This window comes from Echinicola marina (genome assembly GCF_020463795.1).
Classification (GTDB): domain Bacteria; phylum Bacteroidota; class Bacteroidia; order Cytophagales; family Cyclobacteriaceae; genus Echinicola; species Echinicola marina.
Genome location: NZ_CP080025.1, coordinates 2,964,998 through 2,983,624, shown reverse-complemented (window position 1 = coordinate 2,983,624; position 18,627 = coordinate 2,964,998). Strand labels below are relative to the sequence as shown.

Genomic DNA, 18,627 nt, shown 5'->3' with positions numbered 1-18,627 from the left:
TTTTATTATGTTATTAATAAAATTAAAGCTGAATTTGTAGCCCCATTAAAAACACAGTAGGCTTAGGATATTCATGCCATTTCATCCCTTGCGAGAAAACATTATTGCTGTCATTTCCTCTAATAGGGGTGATTTCAGGATCACCGATCACTTCATCATCAACTATCAAGAAAAAGTTTTGGGTTGAAGCATATAACCTTAGATTACTTAGACGCAATCTATTGACAAGTGATTTTTGGAAATTATATCCCACCACCAGGTTCCTTCCACGAATAAAAGACCCATCTTGGACCCAGTGAGTATCCACATTCGTCACATAACCTGCCCTGGTATCTCTCACTTGTGCAATCATCGTATTTTGATTCTCTGGTGTCCAGGCATTCAATACGGTCGTGTAGCTATTTGCCAAGGATTGACGGTCTTCGCTAGAGTGTAGGTTCATATCCATAATGTCATTACCATACATAAATTGAAGATCGACGGTCAAGTCAAAATTCCCAAACCTAAAATTATTGATAAATGAACCCCAACCATCAGGGCTACCATTACCAATGATTTTTCTATCAGCATCTGTAATGGCCTTGTCTCCATTTACATCTTCATATTTGATATCACCGGGAAGAATCGTCAAACCATTTCGGTAACTCGTATACTCTGCAGCCTCAGCAGCTTCATCTGTTCCCCAAACTCCTAATCTGGTCAAGCCCCAAAATGCACCTGCAGGTTCACCAACCCTGATAATGCTAGTTTCATTGGTAATTCCAGGTCCGCCTACTCCAAATATATCTGCAGGAGTGGCCAAAGAGAGCACTTTATTTCTATTAAATGAAATATTGAAACTGGTACTCCAGGTGAAATTTGGTTTGTCAATATTGATTGTATTAAGAGAAAGTTCCAGTCCTTTATTTTCCATTGATCCCACATTTCGCCTGATGGTTGCATAGCCGCTAGATTGTGGCACTGGAGCATCCAATAACATATCAGTGGTTTTTCTATAATAAATATCAGCTTCAAAAGAAACCCTTCCTTTATACAGTTCCAGTTCCAATCCGAAATCATATTGGCTGGTTTTTTCCCATTTCAAATCAGGATTTGCCAAACGGTTAATACCGGTTCCCCCTACTCTTGAATCATTGAGAATTGCAGCATAACCTGATCCCAGTAAAGAAAGTGAAGAATATGGTGGGATTTCAGAGTTACCTGTAAGGCCGTAACTGGTTCTAAGTTTAAGGTTGGAAATAACATCACTGTCCTTCAGGAAATCTTCATCGGACATTCGCCATGCCAAAGCAGCAGAGGGGAAAAATGCATATTTATTATTGTCTCCAAACTTGGAAGAGCCATCCATTCTACCTGTGAACGTGAAAAGATATTTGTTCATCAAGGTATAGTTGAACCTTCCAAAATAGGAGTTCAATGCTTCTCTTGTAGCATTTGAGCCTACTCCCAAGTTATTACTTCCCGCACCAATATTATTGTACTGAAAGTAATCGGTAGCAAAAGTACGCGCTTCCATACTCATGTTAAAATCATTGGACTCCTGCCATGAAATACCCAACATACCTGTGAAAGAGTGAATTTCTGAAAACGTCTTCTTGTAAGTCAGGTAGTTTTCGAAAGACCAAAAGGTTTCTCTTGAATTGTCAAGCCAAGCTCTTCCTTGAGAACCAATTTGAATGGTTCTACCCTCATATCTATCCGTTTCTCGGGTAATTACATTAGAACCCAGGACGGTCCTGAATTCCAAATCCTTAGCGAGATTGATATTAGCATAGACACTTCCCAATAGGGTTTGGGTATTCAAAATAAATTGTCTTTCCATTAAATTATGAACCGAACTCATTGTTCCCTCTGCATATGGATAGTCCCTGTTGTCTGCATAGGTTCCATCCTCATAATACACAGGTAAAAAAGGAAAATCCTCCACCATCCTTCTCGGCACCTGATCACTATAGTCTACAATATTTTCAGATTGATAGTTATAGCTAATTGAAGTTCCTAAAGTCAACCATTCTTTAACCTTTGAATCGACGGTCAATCTACCGGAATATCTGGTCAAGAAAGAGTTTTTGTACAATCCTTCATCATTTCGATAGCCTAGAGAGAGAGAATAAGTGGTACGGTCACTTCCTCCGCTAAAGTTCAATTGATGATTTTGGGATAGTTTGCTTTGGGTAGACTCTTTGATCCAGTCAGTATCATAATAAGGGTTACCATTACTATCAAACAACCTAGGATCTGTTCTTTTTAATGCAGGATTAAGGTAAGCCCATTTTCCAGCAGCCCATCCCTCTGGATCAAATTTCGCCATATTTTCCCATGCAAGTTGCTCAACTTCCATATACTGCTGGGTATTTAACACTTCTGGCTTATTTGGACCATATGTATTGGTGCTAAACTCAGCGTTATAAGTAATTTTCCCTTCTCCGGATTTACCTTTCTTGGTGGTGATCAAAATCACACCGTTTGCACCTCTGGCACCATATATAGCGGTAGATGATGCATCCTTAAGGACTTCCACCGACACGATATCACTCGGGTTAATGAAATCAATAGCATTACTTCTCTGTGCTTGATTGCCCACGGGCAGCTGCACCCCATCTACTACAAACAGTGGATTGTTTGAGGAGTTGATAGAACTAAACCCCCTCACCCTGATATTTGTTTTTCCACCTGGTCGGCCTGAATTCACATTTACCTGCACACCAGGTATCCTTCCGGCAATAGATTGATTGATAGAAGTGGCCGGCCTTTGCATCAGTTCATCACCTGACACAGAACCCACAGAACCTGTCAAATCAGATCTTTTTTGGGTACCATAGCCCACAACAACCACCTCATCAAGGTCTGAAAGGTTTTCTTTCAAAACCACATTGAGCGTCCTTTGATTTCCGACCTCCACGACTTGATCCTCATAGCCTATAAATGAAAACACCAATACACCACCATCTGGAACATCAAGTGAAAAATTACCGTCTAAATCCGTGACCGTTCCCACAGTGGTCCCTTGGATAACCACTGTCACACCTGGTAAAGGATCTCCCTTTTGATCCACCACTACTCCTGTAACCTCTGCAAGGACTTTTGTTTCACTCTCCAGAGGAAGCATATCTTCTAACTGAACATCAATGCTATTATTGACTTGTCTAAACCTCAGCTGCGATTGCTGGGACACCTGTACCAACAGGCTTTCCACAGAACCGGATTTTGGTTGGAGCACAAGCTTTGTCTTTGCATCTATTTCTCTCCTATCATATAAAAAATTATAGGCAGTCTGACTTTCGATAGCCTTAAAAAATTGGTCTAGCGTAACCGCTTCTTTATCAATTTTCACCCAAACCTCGTCTATAGGTTTATATTGGCCTTTCACGGTAGTTGCTGAGACCAGATTAATGACCAATAGTTGGATAATAAATATATACAAGAAGTACCTTGACAACATATATATTGTCTTTTGTAAGTTTAATTTCATATTTTTGAAGGGTTTATTGAAACTTTCATTAAACATTAGGTCTTTAAGGGGCATCCTATTCCCCAATAGATTTATCCCCCTTTCAGACCGCTAACAAGTGCCAACTGATTTAATCAGTTGGCTTTTTTTAAGAGTCATTGATGTAATTCATATTTTGATGGTTAAAATTTTAGGACTACGGTTTTATTCTTAAACTGATATGTAAAATCTTCTATATTGGACATACTTTTCAGAACACTTTCAAGGGTCTGGTTTTCAAATTCCCCTTTTAATTGCCAATCTTCCTTGGGTCCTCCGACAATTTCAAAATCCACCCCATACCATTTCTGAAGCTTTCTAGTCACTTGTTTAAATGAGGCATTATCAAAAATAAGTTTTCCAGACTTCCATCCCAGTTCTATATCATGATCAAATGTCCTGATTTTGGCTTGTTGAAACTCTTTTTCAAAGTCAAGGGCCAACCCTGGCTTCAAAAAATAAGTTAGGCTATCATTTCGGGCCTGAATAGAAACTTTCCCCGTAAGCAAGGCCACTTTCACTTTCCCTGGAATTATATTATTAACATTAAAGGATGTTCCTAAGGCGGTAGTCAAAAGTCCATCTGATGAAACCTGAAATGGTTTTTCTGGATTTTCTGCCACTTCAAAAAAAGCTTCTCCGTCCAGCTCCACCCATCTTACTGTCGAGTCAAAACGCTCTGGGTACCTTAAACTACTTCCAGAATTTAGCCACACGATTGTTTGATCAGGAAGCTTAAAACTTAGCTTTTCTCCAGCATTTACAGATTTCGTCAACCATTTTGTCTCGGAAATGGATTCATTGTCCAATTGACCAGAGTCTAACCCTGTATAAAGAACAGCGAGTACCATGCCCATCGTCACTATTACCGCTATTTTTAACCATTGTTGCTTATTGAACCATTCATATCTATATCCTTCCTTTTCACCTGATTTTTTTTTGTTCTCATACTCCCCTTTCTCCCTGAGCAGTCCAGCCAGCACTTCCTCTTCAAGCTCATGAGAAGGGAGTTTAGCCGGAAATTGAAGCCCCAATATTATCTCTCTGGCAAGCATTAACTCCTTAATTTTATCGGGATTAGCTTCCATCCATTTATTCCAAAAAGCATCCCGTTCTTTACTGGGATATTTTACCCATTTGATAAATTCCAAATCTTCTAAAAGCTCAGATGCTTTGCTCATTGGTATGATGGTTCTTTATTAAGTAATGGCGACAAAGAGCAAAACAACGCCAAAAAAAATTACTTATTTTACGAAACAATAAAATTATAAAACTAAATAAATCAAAAAACACAGAATAAAACTTAAACAAAAAGAAACAATTACTTAATAAAAAACTGACTGCACACCTACCGAATCCCTAAGACATCTTAAAGCTTTATATATTAAATCCCTTGCTGATTTGGCATCACAAAGCTCCATCAATTCGGATACCTGTTGATAGGACATTCCTTCGTAAAAAATATAATAAATGGCCTCCCTCTTCCTTGGACTAAGTTTCCCTATGGCCTTATTTATCCGCTTTGACTTTTCTAGGTCGATTTGTTTATTGATTAGCCTTTGCTCATGTGAGAAAGTAATCGAAAAACTATCAGGTATGACCAATTCCTCTCGCTGACCTTCCCATTCCTTAAACTCTTTGAATATCTTCCGTTTAAGACACTTAAACAAATAAAACTTTATACAGTCAGTATCACTTAGTGACTGACAATTCTTTTTTAATTCAAAAAAAACATCTTGGATGGCATCTTTTACTAAATCCTCATTGTCTTTTATCCTGATTCCATAACTGAACAAGCTTTTAAAATATTTTTTATAAATGCTTAAAAACGCCTCATTACTTCCATTTTTAAAAGCTTTCCATAAATCCAAGTCGTTTTGATGCGTCATTTGCATACTATTGGGGGAAACACTTCCCTCTTTAGCTGAAAGAATATTAGTTAGGTGACTTTTCATTTAGGGTTTGGGTCTATTGCTAATTAAATAAAAGAATATTTCCTTTTATTTAAAACTCCAAACCTTTAAATAAAGGCTATTTTTTAATAGTAAAATATTATTCCATCAGCTAAATCCATTTAGAACATGTTCACAGCTCAAAAAAATAGCATTATGAAAATTCAATTTAACCACAATAAAAACAAATATAACCACATTAAAAACACGAATAATCATAGTAAAACCTATCTTATTTAAAAACGTTTCCACTTAACTTCATCATAATATATATAGGATAATTCAGAAAAAAATAGGCAAAAAAAAACTATGAAATAGTATTCCATAGCTTTAGTCAATTAACAATAAACCCAAAATAACCTGCTGTAGGAGAAGGACTCGAACCTCCACGGAGTAGTTAGGCAAAACACGAGCTCGATATTTGCTTTATCCCTGATTCTCCACCCTCGAGACAGGAGGGCTTGTCTGCCAATTTCAACATCCTACAGTGTATAGAGACCTTTTATCTCTTCCTTATGATACAAAGGTAATTCAAGAAGGTATTAATTCAAAATATATCAACAAATAAATTAAAAATTTACGTAAGAAACATAAAAACAATCAATTCATTACCGAATTAACAATTCAGTAATTTATTCTAACAGCTATATTGATAAAACTTTAATTAGTTATCTAACTAAAAAAGGCCGCTTTCGCGGCCTTTTTTATTCATAACCTAAGGTTTTCATCATATTTTCACTTGTCTGCTCTTCTGCAAAAAGTCGATGACTTATGCTTCCATCTGTATTCCTATCAATCAGGACATGCTTCGGTGCAGGAATCAAGCAATGCTGTATTCCTCCATAACCACCGAGAGATTCCTGATAGGCTCCTGTATGGAAGAATCCAATATATTGAGGTTTTTTATCTGCTTTCTTAGGTAAATAAATATTGTATTGATGTGCCTCTGAATTATAATAATCCATGCTATCACAGGTCAATCCACCTAAATTGATGTTATGGTACTCTTCATTCCAATTGTTTACCGCAAGCATGATATACTTTTGGTTTAGCCCCCAACTATCCGGTAGCTGGGTGATAAAAGAGCCATCGATCATATACCATAGCTCTTTATCATTTTGAAGCTTTTCTTCCAAAATAGAATACAAAACGGCTCCACTCTCCCCTACTGTGTAGCTTCCAAATTCCGTAAAGATATTAGGCTCGACCGTATTGTTTTTGGCGCACATCCATTTGATGTTTTTGATGATCTGATCAGCCATATATTGGTAATCATAATCAAAAAACACATTGGTCTTGATTGGCCAGCCTCCCCCGATATCCATAGTATCCAATTCAGGACAAATTGCCTTCAAGTCGACATATTTCTGAATGAACCTTGTCAGCTCAGACCAATAATAAGCCGTATCCCTGATTCCTGAATTGATAAAGAAATGGAGCATTTTCAAACTCACATTGGGATTATCTTTAATCTTATTTTCATAAAGATCAATGATATCCTTATACCTAACTCCCAGCCTAGACGTATAAAATCCGAATTTAGGCTCCTCATCGGCAGCGATCCTTATACCAACTTTAAAAGGCACTTTCACATGTTCCAAGTAATAGTCTATCTCCGAAAGGTTATCCAGTACAGGAATGCAATTGACAAAACCATCATTGAGCAGTCCTGCAATGTACTCCTTGTAAAGCTCCCTTTTGAAACCATTGCAAACAATATGGGTTTCTTTGGTAATCTTTCCCCTTTCGTAAAGGTTCCTCACCAAAGGAATATCAAATGTCGACGAAGTTTCAATATGAATATCGTTTTTCAGTGCCTCATCCAAGACAAAACTAAAGTGGGAAGATTTGGTACAATAACAGTAAGTATACTTGCCATGATAATCATGGGCCTGCATGGCATTGCTAAAATATGTCTTAGCATTTTGAATGCTCTCACTAATCTTAGGAAGATAGGTCAATTTCAAGGGGGTTCCATAGGTCTCAATTATTTCCATAAGATCCACTCCATTGAATAAAAGTTGATTGTCCTCTACCTTAAATTCCTTAGTAGGGAAATCAAATGTCTGCTGAATTAAATCAATGTATTTGTTCATTGAGCATTAATATAGTTAATGACTTATAGACCCGAAAATTGCATTAATAAAAATTTAAATCAAATCGATTTTTTTTAATAGGCTGAAATACAGCCTGCTAAAACAACAACCTGTATCTGCACCTCCAAAAATCACCTAAACCACTGATCAACAAGCAATAAAAGTAAAAACTAAAAACATAGAAGAAAACACACTTAATAAACTGATCTTAAATTCCCCAAAATGTAGAGAGTAGGTACACAGTTTCAAACCTATAGCAGACGTGTATTTAAGTTCAGAATAATGCAATTATTTTACAAAATAGCACCATTGAGAACAATTATGATCAAAAAGTAAAAGAGTGGAACCATAATTGTAAAATTTTAAAATAAAACCCAACCCCGAGTAAAAGGATAACCTGACGAAACTTAATTATGGATCTTTTTTTCATATGGACATAACAATCCAATCCTAATCAGGGACAAAATAACCAAAATGTAACGTAAAAATGGGATAAAGTGTAGAGAGATTCCACACTTTTTGACCTGCAACATGCCGTTTTTCACCTAAACAAGTGAAAAGCAACAGTTGGAATCAATATTGTAAATAGAATCAACATCAGAATAAAAGAAATTTATCAAATATCGAAAATATCATTCATTTACTATGAATTGTAGCATACTTAAAACATTAAAGACCTGGGCAATCCTGCCTGTGATCGCCTTGACTTCGGGAATTTGCATCTCTTGCAATACAGAGGGAAAAGAGATAGAAGAAGAACTACTTTCGCTCTCTGTTCTACCATTAGAAAAAGACACGGCAGTGATCAACTTCGAATATTTGGGTTCAATTGAAGGCAAGGTAAATGTGGAAATCCGCCCACAAGTTGAAGGTCTACTGGATCAAATCCATGTGGATGAAGGTGACTATGTGGAAAAAGGCCAACTGCTTTTTACGGTAAATGCAAGCCCATACATGGAAAACCTTAAAAATGCCCATGCAGCAGTAGAGGTAGAAGAAGCCAAATTAGAGAATGCGAAAATCGAGCTGGAAAGATTAAAACCACTGGTAGACCATGATGTCATCTCTGAAGTCCAGTTGAGGACTGCCCAGTCGGACCTTGAAGTAGCCAAGGCTTCTTTGGCCCAATCAAAAGCGTTGGAAGCTACCTCCAGACTAAACGTAGGCTTCACTAAAATAAAGGCTCCTGTAAGCGGTTATATTGGCAGAATACCTAAAAGAGTGGGAAACTTGGTCACCAAAAATGACCCTCAACCCGTCACTAACCTTTCGGATATTAGCGAGGTATATGTATATTTCTCCATGAGTGAATCCAACTACCTGAAGTACAAAAGAATGCGTGCAGATAGCACTGCTGACTATTACATGAAACCAGAGGTTAAGTTGATTTTGGCAGATGGAAGCACCTATGAACACAAAGGCCAAATAGATGCTGACGGAGGAGAAATAGACCCTTCCACAGGTACCATCACCATGCGTGCCAGCTTCAAAAACCCAGAAAAACTGGTCAGAAGTGGTAATACAGGAAAGATTATCCTTGAGCAAATACATTCAGATGTGTTCTTGATCCCACAAAAAGCCACCTACCAGGTACAAAACAAAACATTTGTGTACCTACTTCAAGATGATAACACAGTAAAAATGAAGGAAATATCCCCAGAAGGAAAATCCGGAAAAAACTTTATTGTCAAAGGAAGTGGCCTTAATGAAGACCAAACCATTGTGCTATCAGGCATCAGCAAAATCAGTAACGGAATGAAGATCCTACCTGAACACGATAAGAGACTCGCCAAAAAATAATTTCCTCAGGCAGCAAACATCTCTTTTATTAACTAAGAAACTAGCTAAATGATAAAATTTATCATCGACAGGCCGATTTTTGCCTCAGTAATTTCAATATTGATCGTCTTAACGGGGATAATTGGCCTTTTAAGACTACCTGTAGCCCGATTCCCAGATATTGCCCCTCCCAGTGTAAGGGTGGGTGTATATTACCCAGGCAGTAATGCAGAGACCTTGGCGACTTCGGTCATGACACCATTGGAGGAAGCCATCAACGGCGTGGAAAACATGACCTATATCCGTTCCAAATCAACCAACTCTGGACGGGGAAGCATCAATATTTATTTCAAACCAGGAACTGATCCTGATATGGCCACTGTAAACGTCCAGAACAGGGTCTCTGCAGTTACCGGTGATCTACCTCCTGAAGTGGTCAAAGAAGGCTTGTCTGTATTGAAAAGACTTACAGGTAATATCATGACCATCAATATTTTTACAGAGGATGAAGACAGCCCCTATGACGAAACCTTTATCCAGGGATTCTCCAGAATTGATGTTAAGAGAGAACTTTTAAGGGTTGAAGGTGTGGCACAAGCCTCTTTTGTAGGGAGAAGAAACTATTCCATGAGGATTTGGCTAAACCCTGAAAAGCTCGCGCTTTACGGTTTGGTACCACAAGATGTAGTCAGTCAGATCAATGACCAGAACTTTGAAGCAGCTCCTGGAAAATTTGGAGAAACTTCAGAGGAAGTCTTTGAAACAGTCATCAAGCATAAAGGCAGGTTCAATACTCCAGAGCAGTATGAAAATATTGTCATCAAATCCAGAAAAGACGGTTCCATCCTTTACCTAAGGGATATTGCCAGAATCGAATTGGGTGCCACCAACCTGGCCAGTGACAACACCGTAGATGGCAGGCCTGCAGCCACCATCAATATCACGCAAACCAACGATTCGAATGCCAAAGAAATAGATGAAGAGATCAGGAAGGTCATGGAACGCATCTCCAAAAACTTTCCTGAAGGCATCACTTATAATATTTCTTATTCGGTAAGAAATCAGATTGACGAATCAATGGACCAGGTAATTCACACCATTGTGGAAGCCTTTATTCTGGTGTTTATTGTGGTGTTTATCTTCTTGCAGGACTTCAGATCTACAATCATTCCGGCCATAGCCATACCGGTTTCACTTATCGGTACCTTCTTCTTCTTACAGTTATTGGGATTCTCCATCAATGTATTGACCATGTTTGCCATGGTGTTGGCGATCGGTATAGTGGTGGATGATGCCATCGTGGTGGTAGAAGCTGTCCACCACAAATTGACGCACGATCGATTGCCTCCGAAAAAGGCTACTATTTCAGCCATGAAGGAAATTTCCTCTGCGATCATTTCCATCACCATCGTTATGGCAGCAGTATTTGTTCCTGTAGGCTTTTTGGAAGGTCCCGTTGGAATGTTCTATAGACAATTTGCCTTCACTTTAATATTTGCCATATTAATTTCAGCAGTCAATGCACTTACGCTAAGTCCTGTGCTTTGTGCGCTTATTCTAAAGCCTGAAAAAGAAGTCGAGGATAAGGATCTCCCAAAAGTAAAAAGAGTCCAAAAGAGGCTCTTCACTGCTTTTGAAACAGGTTTCGAATCTTTCACTCACCGGTATGTAAAAATCGTAAAGTGGTTTTTGGAAAAGAGGACCGTGGCTATTTCGGGGCTGGTTTTGATATTGGCCTTGACGGTTTTCTTATTCAAAAACACTCCAAGCGCCTTTATTCCTTCTGAAGACGACAGTTTCTTGACATATTCACTGGTAATGCCCCCAGGTTCTTCCCTGCACAGGACCAGGCAGCCACTACAGGAAGCCGATTCGATACTTAGAAATCATCCAGCGGTTTTGACCGTGAACAGTGTATCAGGCTTTAATGTCATTGAAAATGCGCGAAGCCCATCCTTTGCAATGGGGTATATTTCCTTAAAACCCAAATCTGAGCGTGGAGAGGTGAAGGATCTAGATGCCCTTAAGCTGGATTTAATGAACAGGATGAAAGACATCGATGAAGCAAAAATCAATGTCTTCTCCAGACCAACTGTTCAAGGTTTTGGTGAGTTCAATGGACTTGAGATGGTTATTCAAGACAGGGTTGGTGAAAGCTTCACTGAATTCAGTGCTACAGCTGACGCCTTTATCCAAAAGCTTATGGAAGCTCCTGAAATAGAAGACGCTTTTACCAGCTTCAATGCCAATTACCCACAATATGAGGTAGAAATCGATTATGTAAAGGCAAAGAGCATGGGCGTAGAAGTGCAGGACATGATGCGTTCCATCCAAAGTTATTTTGGGAGGGTGCAATCTGGAGACTTCAATAAGTTTGGAAGGCAATACAGGGTTTATATGCAAGCGGATGTAGCTTACCGTGAGGATCTTCAATCCATGGATGCCATTTTCGTCAGGAACAACAAAGGTGAAATGGTTCCGGTCAACACGCTTATCACACTAAAAAGGGTCTATGGTCCGGAAATCGTGAACCGATACAACCTGTTCAATTCCATTACGATCAATGCTACACCGGCTGAAGGCTATAGTTCCGGAGATGCCATGAACGCCATTGAAAAATTGGCAGAAACCGAACTCTCTAATAATTATAGCTATGAGTGGACAGGAATGAGTTTGGAAGAAAAAAGCTCTGGAGTACAAACCGCGGTAATTTTCATACTCAGCTTGGTATTTGTCTACTTCCTGCTCGCTGCACAGTATGAGAGTTATTTCCTCCCATTTGCGGTATTGTTTTCTTTACCATGTGGGCTTCTGGGTGTTTTTATCGCCATCAACCTGGCCGGTATCAACAATAATATATACGTACAGGTGAGTTTGATCATGCTCATCGGACTATTGGCAAAAAACGCCATATTGATTGTTGAGTTTGCCAATCAAAAGCGAAAAGAAGGTTTTTCCATATTTGATGCAGCCGTAGAAGCGGCAAGATTAAGGATCAGACCGATCATTATGACTTCTTTTGCTTTCATCGCTGGATTGATTCCTCTGATGTGGACAGAAGGTGCCTCAGCTGTTGGAAACGAGTCTGTCAGCGTAGGTGCAGCAGGAGGCATGTTCGCCGGAATGATTTTGGGGATTTTCATCATCCCAAGTTTATACATGATCTTCCAAATCATCCATGAAAAAGTAAGTGGAAAAGTAAAGCAGCTTGAACCAGCTACAGCTTAATTATGAGAAACAAATTAGATAGATATAAATCGAGTCCTGTTTCGTCTCTATTGATCATTATCCTGGGCATTGTGATTTTGACGGGATGTAAAGCAGGTAAAAACTATGTGAAACCCGACTTGAATTTACCTGCTACTTTTCGGCATGTAGACTCTGACTCTGTTCAGGTAGATTCCACAGCTAAAACAGCTGCTATAAGGAATATTGCTGAATTGACTTGGGAAGAGTTCTTTGAAGACAGTATCTTGGTCAAGCTGATCAATAAGGGAATGCAAAACAACCCTGGCTTACAGCAAGCAAATGGTCAAATGAAAATAGCTGAGGAATATCTTAAAAAATCCAAAGCCAATTTCTTTCCTGAAATTGCAGTGGGTCCGAGCTATGAGTCCCGAAGGTTTTCTGATCAATCCTATGCACGCCCCAATAACAAACATTATGAGGGTGTAGAAAATCCTCCATCGCAATGGTTTTTGGAGCGGTCAAGAAATATGTTTTCCATGCAGTCCAACTGGGAGATAGATCTATGGGGAAAATTCAGGAGAGAAAAGGAGTCTAGCCTCGCCAAATTGATGCAGCAGGAATCCTTCCAAAAAGCAGTAAAGACGGATCTTACCGCACAAATTGCCACTGCATATTATAAACTGATGATGCTCAAGGAACAGCTGGATGTAGCAGAATTTAACCTCAGGCTAAATGACTCCACGTTAAGTATAGTGGAACTCCAATATGCCTCAGGCATGGTTTCTTCATTGGCCATCACACAGACGGAATCTCAGAAACTGATTTCCGCTTCACTAGTTCCACAAATCGAGAAACAAATCGCCATTCAGGAAAACAACCTAAGTCAGCTTTTGGGAGAATATCCAGGCGAAAAATTCCTGGTAAAAAGGGATTTGGCAGACATCCAGCTGCTAAGTGAAATTGCAGTAGGCGTACCCATGGAATTAGTCAGAAATCGACCGGATGTGATTGCCTCAGAAATGAACCTTATCTCGGCCAATGCTGATGTGGGCATTGCCCAAGCCATGCGCTACCCGTCATTGAAAATCGGGGCTGATATAGGCTTTGACGCCTTGAACGCCGGTGACATTTTTAGCCCTACAGCCTTATTCGGCAGATTTGTTGGTTCATTGACCCAGCCTGTCTTCCAAAACAGAAAGTTAAAAACTAATTATAAAGTATCACTGATAGAAAGGGACAATGCTGAATTGGCCTTTCGAGAAAAAGTCATCGGAGCTGTCACAGAAATCTCCAACAAACTCATCAGTATTCAAAAGGCCGAAGAGGAATACAATATTGCCAAAGAAAGGCTAAAAAATTCCAGAAGAGCAGTAAGAGACTCCTATTTATTATTTAGTAGTGGTTATGCCAATTATCTAGAAGTGATCAATGCCCAAAGCAATGCCCTGGACACTGAACTCTATATGGTAGATGTAAAAATGCAATTACTTATCGCCAATATAGAGTTGTACAGAAGTTTGGGTGGCGGCTGGAAATGATAACACAGACTCATCTCCAACAAAAACATACCCTAAACCAACTAAACGCCCTAAGGTCAAATCTGGCCTTGGGGCTTTTTGCTTCAACTAAAAAATACAAACAGTCCGTATCCAGGACCAAGCTGAAAAGATGGGGGAAAACAATCTATTTTAGCTTTGATATGCGCTATTTATTAAATGCCGTTTATTTATGGGGCCAGATTGCAAATCTGGACCAGAAAGGAAGCTTTTGAACAAAAAAGAGGGCTAAACCCAGCTTTACCCCAGCTTTGATACAGCTTTGCCCCAGCTTTGGTATTACTTTGGGACAAGGTTGGACCAAGCCGAAAAGCCAGGGAAAAACAATCTATTTTAGCTATGCGCTATTTATTAACCACAGATGGATAAAGATGAACACGGATATTTATTTATAATTCATCTGAGTTCATACTTTTACTCAATTGACTAGCTAGACAGGTCTGTGACTTCAACTACGTCTAATCCAATAAGGATTGGACAAAATTTAAGCTTGAAATTATTCACCCCAGAAATATTGATTGACCCCGCAGCCAACAACAAAACGCCCCACTTAAATAAAGTGGGGCGTTCAGTATGGTTATTATTAATGGTCTATTATTTATTCTATAAGCTCAACTCATTGAGCAACAATTTTTCTTCAAGTCGGTGTTTTTCTTGATTTACAAGCACTTTTTTCAACACTTTCTTGAACCTGATTTCTTCATTCACAATTCTAAATACCTTTTCAAGATATTCTTTGGCTACTGACTCGTTGTTTTTGTAAAACTTCAAAGAAAAACTTCTTTTCTCATGAACATTCTCCAAAAACACTTCCTTAGGCTGACCAGCCAAAACAATTCCTCTGAACAATGCATAGTGATCAGCCAATTCAGCATCTAAGCTGAAATAGACTACCTGAAAGCTTTTATTGGAATTTTTAAAATTGGCGAAGTCAAAAGCCCCCTTTCCTTCTACTTTAACTGCATCATGCTGCTGTAACCAATCAAACACATTGATATTGGATTGATCCTGTACATTATTTCTGATTACAGATTTAAAGCTAAAGGTATTTTGATTAATTACTGAAGTATTATAGTTAGAAGCTGTAGCTGTCATGGTATGTCTTTTTTAAATTGTTATTAGTTGTTAGAATTTTGGCTGCGTTGAGATCTTTCAACAACAGCAGCGTTTTGAGCCATTCAATAAGTAGTCCTGCATTCGCTGTGTTCCCATCTTCCTTTTCATTTATAGATCCTTTAATTGTTTTAGGCAGGATTTAGCACCTTTTCTCCCCGCCATCCAATAAGAAGGTTCGAGAGGGATAGGTTGCTATAGGTTCACTGAGCCTGTTCTCTCCCCTATTCTTTATAAATTAGCTACTTACCTCAGCGGCTTTTCACTAATAACTTCTTCAAAGGTAAAACATTTTTTCTAATTTACTAATATCCCTATAGATTTTGTAGGGTTTTATTTTCATCATTGTGATTGCCCCATTAATATTCAGACAATCAAAACCTAATCCACATTCAATCAGACCACATTTTTCCAAGGCCAAATGAGTTAAAATTATTTTTCTTCCGTAAAAAATATTCTATCAATCCCTTCTTCATTACGCAAAAGCAGATCATATTTTAGAAAGCCTTTAGATCAAACCACCCTATATGACCTACACCATAGTCATCCAAGGCTTACATATGAATATTTGGAAGAGTCATTTTAAAGCCGCTTCCTATTTATGCACATTTTTAACTACTTTTGTGGGGATCATTTTACATCCATGGTTGATGTATACCACAACCCAAATAAACCGAAGAGAAAAAGGTCATGAGAAACATTGAACTGGTAGAAGTAAGGTCAGAATTGGCAGCAGGCACCAGAGGCGCAAGTTTAGGAATAGATGCGCTAAAAATCGCCAGCCTGGACAAAAAGTCAAACTTTTTCACCAAGTTTGACCCGATCAGTGTACCCGATGCCAATAATTATCTATGGAAAGACAATATCTATCCAAACGCAAAATACATTGACGGGGTATATGAAGTCATCAATAATGTCCATGATACCATCAAGGCCCTAAGATTGGAAAAAAAGTTTCCAATCATTCTAGCAGGAGATCATTCTACTGCTGCAGGAAGTATCATGGGGATAAAATCTGCAGCCCCTGACAAAAGGTTGGGCGTGATCTGGATCGACGCACATGCAGATATCCACAGTCCCTATACCAGTCCTTCAGGAAATATGCATGGAATGCCATTAGGCATGTGTCTCCAGGAAGACAATCTAGAAAACAGGGTCAAGTCGCCATCAGAAGAAGAAATTCAGTATTGGGAGAAACTCAAAAAAATAGGGGGTGATTTTCCAAAGATCAAAGCGGAGGATATCGTTTATATTTCTGTAAGGGACACTGAGGAACCTGAAAATGCATTGATTAAAAAGCATGGTATTAAAAACTTCACTACCAAAGAAGTGAGAACAAAAGGAATATCAGAAGTTGCCCAGGAGGCCTTGGCCCTATTAAAAGACTGCGATCAAATTTACATTTCCTTTGATGTGGATAGTATGGATAGCAATATTTCCAAAGGAACTGGTACTCCGGTACCGGATGGTTTAAGCGTAGATGAAGCCATCCATTTAAATGAAGAATTGATAAAAGATAAAAGAGTTTGCTGTTGGGAAATTGTAGAGGTTAACCCAACCTTGGACTCGGAAAATGTCATGGCTGAAAATGCCTTTGATGTTCTGGAATCCATGACCCATTCATTGGTAAGCAACTTTTAAGTATAAATTTAAAATAAGAATGACCATTCAGAAACAAATTCTCCAAGCCATCAGCCAAGCATTTGCGGCCACTTTCGATCATCAGGTGGATGCTGAATCAATTGCACTACAGCCAACCCGTAAAGAATTTGAAGGAAATTACACCTTTGTGATGTTTCCCTTCTTGAAATTCACCAAGATGAAACCTGAGGACAGTGGTGAAAAAATCGGGCAATATTTGGTGGAGAACTGTGAAGTAGTTAGTGCCTATAATGTGGTAAAAGGTTTTTTGAATATTTCTGTTGACGAGCAATCATGGCTTGAGGTATTTCAGAAATTATATAAAAATAAAAACCTCGGACAGCTTCCTGCAAAGGGCGAAAAGGTCATGGTGGAATTTAGCTCTCCCAATACCAATAAACCTCTCCACCTTGGTCATTTGAGGAACAATTTCTTAGGCTTTTCAATTTCTGAAATTCTTTCTGCAAACGGTTATGAAGTTATCAAAGCCAACTTGGTCAATGACCGGGGTATCCACATCTGTAAATCCATGGTGGCTTACCTACACTTTGGTGATGGCGAAACCCCTGAGACTGTAGGATTGAAAGGAGACCATCTTGCCGGAAAGTATTATGTACTTTTTGACAAAGCCTATAAGAAAGAAATTCAAGCGCTCATGGAAAAGGGCCAGACAGAAGAAGAAGCTAAAAAACAGGCTCCTTTAATGCTTGAAGCCCAAGAAATGCTCAGAAAATGGGAAGCAGGAGATGAAGCTACAGTTGAGCTATGGAAAACCATGAACAGTTGGGTTTATGAAGGCTTTGATGCTACCTACAAAAAAATGGGGGTTAGTTTTGATCAATATTATTATGAATCCGACACTTACCTCTTAGGAAAAAACATTGTGGAAGAAGGGCTTGAAAAAGGTGTTTTCTTCAAAAAAGAAAACGATTCTGTATGGGCAGACCTTACTGATGAGGGATTGGACGAAAAACTGGTCCTGAGAGGTGATGGCACTTCTGTTTACATCACCCAAGATATGGGAACCGCAGACCTGAAATACCAGGATCACAAAATCAATAAATCAGTTTATGTGGTAGGCAATGAGCAGGACTACCACTTTGACGTGCTCTTTAAGATCATGAAAAAACTGGGCAGACCTTATGGTGAGGGACTTTATCACCTTTCCTATGGAATGGTTGATCTCCCGACAGGTAAGATGAAATCCCGAGAGGGCACCGTTGTAGATGCTGATGATTTGATCCAAGAAATGATCGACACTGCAGCCAGTCACACCAAAGAATTGGGGAAAATAGAAGGCTTTACAGAAGAGCAGGCTACTGAGCTGTATGAAATGTTGGGGCTTGGGGCTTTGAAATACTTCCTGCTTAAAGTGGATCCTAAGAAGCGTATGCTTTTCAACCCTCAGGAATCCATTGAGTTCCAAGGTAACACTGGGCCATTTATCCAATATTCACATGCCCGGATTGCCGCCATCCTCAGAAAGGCAGACCAAATTGAACTTTCTTACCAATCTGAAGCTTTTGAAGGTTTAGGACAGGTGGAAAAAGCAGAAAAGGAATTGATTATCCTGCTCAATGATTTTGAGAAGAAAATCAGCCAGGCAGGTGAGGAATACTCTCCTTCCATTTTAGCTCAGTACTTATTTGATTTAGCCAAGGAATACAATCGCTTTTATGCAGAACTTCCTATCTTTAGTGAATCGGATCAAAAAGTACGCAGCTTTAGGGTAGCCCTAAGTGCCCAAGTTGCGAAAACTTTGAAGACCGGAATGAAGTTATTAGGTATAAAAGTCCCAGAAAGAATGTAAT

Annotated in this window: 10 protein-coding genes and 1 riboswitch; of the genes, 5 read left to right on the top strand and 5 right to left on the bottom strand. The window is 39.0% G+C overall.

What is annotated here, in order from left to right; all coding sequences use genetic code 11:
• Positions 1-22: 22 nt before the first annotated feature.
• The 4 genes from KZP23_RS12455 to KZP23_RS12440 all read right to left on the bottom strand — a co-directional run bounded on the left by KZP23_RS12455 (position 23) and on the right by KZP23_RS12440 (position 7,538).
• The gene (locus KZP23_RS12455) at positions 23-3,472 is read right to left on the bottom strand and encodes a SusC/RagA family TonB-linked outer membrane protein (RefSeq protein WP_226332049.1); all 3,450 of its coding nucleotides are present in this window, start codon (positions 3,470-3,472) and stop codon (positions 23-25) included.
• A 161-nt stretch (positions 3,473-3,633) separates the two neighbouring features.
• Positions 3,634-4,671 carry a FecR family protein gene (locus KZP23_RS12450; RefSeq protein ID WP_226332048.1) on the bottom strand — a complete coding sequence of 346 codons (1,038 nt, stop codon included), beginning with the start codon at positions 4,669-4,671 and terminating at the stop codon, positions 3,634-3,636.
• Positions 4,672-4,815: 144 nt separating this feature from the next.
• Positions 4,816-5,445, bottom strand: coding sequence for an RNA polymerase sigma factor (locus tag KZP23_RS12445; protein ID WP_226332047.1), 630 nt, complete (start codon positions 5,443-5,445; stop codon positions 4,816-4,818).
• Between the two features lie 701 nt (positions 5,446-6,146).
• The gene (locus tag KZP23_RS12440) at positions 6,147-7,538 is read right to left on the bottom strand and encodes an arginine decarboxylase (RefSeq protein ID WP_226332046.1); all 1,392 of its coding nucleotides are present in this window, start codon (positions 7,536-7,538) and stop codon (positions 6,147-6,149) included.
• 645 nt (positions 7,539-8,183) lie between these two features.
• Here KZP23_RS12440 and KZP23_RS12435 point away from each other — a divergent pair.
• The 3 genes from KZP23_RS12435 to KZP23_RS12425 are packed head-to-tail and all read left to right on the top strand — an operon-like array spanning position 8,184 to position 14,044.
• Positions 8,184-9,338: an efflux RND transporter periplasmic adaptor subunit gene (locus tag KZP23_RS12435; protein ID WP_226332045.1), complete on the top strand. Its 1,155-nt coding sequence runs from the start codon at positions 8,184-8,186 to the stop codon at positions 9,336-9,338.
• 48 nt (positions 9,339-9,386) lie between these two features.
• Complete coding sequence (locus KZP23_RS12430) at positions 9,387-12,545, top strand: efflux RND transporter permease subunit (protein WP_226332044.1); 3,159 nt, start codon at positions 9,387-9,389, stop codon at positions 12,543-12,545.
• A gap of 2 nt (positions 12,546-12,547) precedes the next feature.
• Positions 12,548-14,044 carry an efflux transporter outer membrane subunit gene (locus KZP23_RS12425; protein WP_226332043.1) on the top strand — a complete coding sequence of 499 codons (1,497 nt, stop codon included), beginning with the start codon at positions 12,548-12,550 and terminating at the stop codon, positions 14,042-14,044.
• A 621-nt stretch (positions 14,045-14,665) separates the two neighbouring features.
• Here the strand turns inward: KZP23_RS12425 and KZP23_RS12420 are convergent.
• Positions 14,666-15,157, bottom strand: coding sequence for a hypothetical protein (locus tag KZP23_RS12420; RefSeq protein WP_226332042.1), 492 nt, complete (start codon positions 15,155-15,157; stop codon positions 14,666-14,668).
• A 126-nt stretch (positions 15,158-15,283) separates the two neighbouring features.
• Positions 15,284-15,415: riboswitch (SAM riboswitch) on the bottom strand.
• 450 nt (positions 15,416-15,865) lie between these two features.
• Here KZP23_RS12420 and rocF point away from each other — a divergent pair.
• Together rocF and argS are read left to right on the top strand one after the other, a co-directional pair.
• Positions 15,866-16,816, top strand: coding sequence for an arginase (gene rocF, locus KZP23_RS12415; RefSeq protein WP_226332041.1), 951 nt, complete (start codon positions 15,866-15,868; stop codon positions 16,814-16,816).
• Between the two features lie 19 nt (positions 16,817-16,835).
• Complete coding sequence (gene argS, locus KZP23_RS12410; RefSeq protein WP_226332040.1) at positions 16,836-18,626, top strand: arginine--tRNA ligase; 1,791 nt, start codon at positions 16,836-16,838, stop codon at positions 18,624-18,626.
• Position 18,627 lies beyond the last annotated feature (1 nt).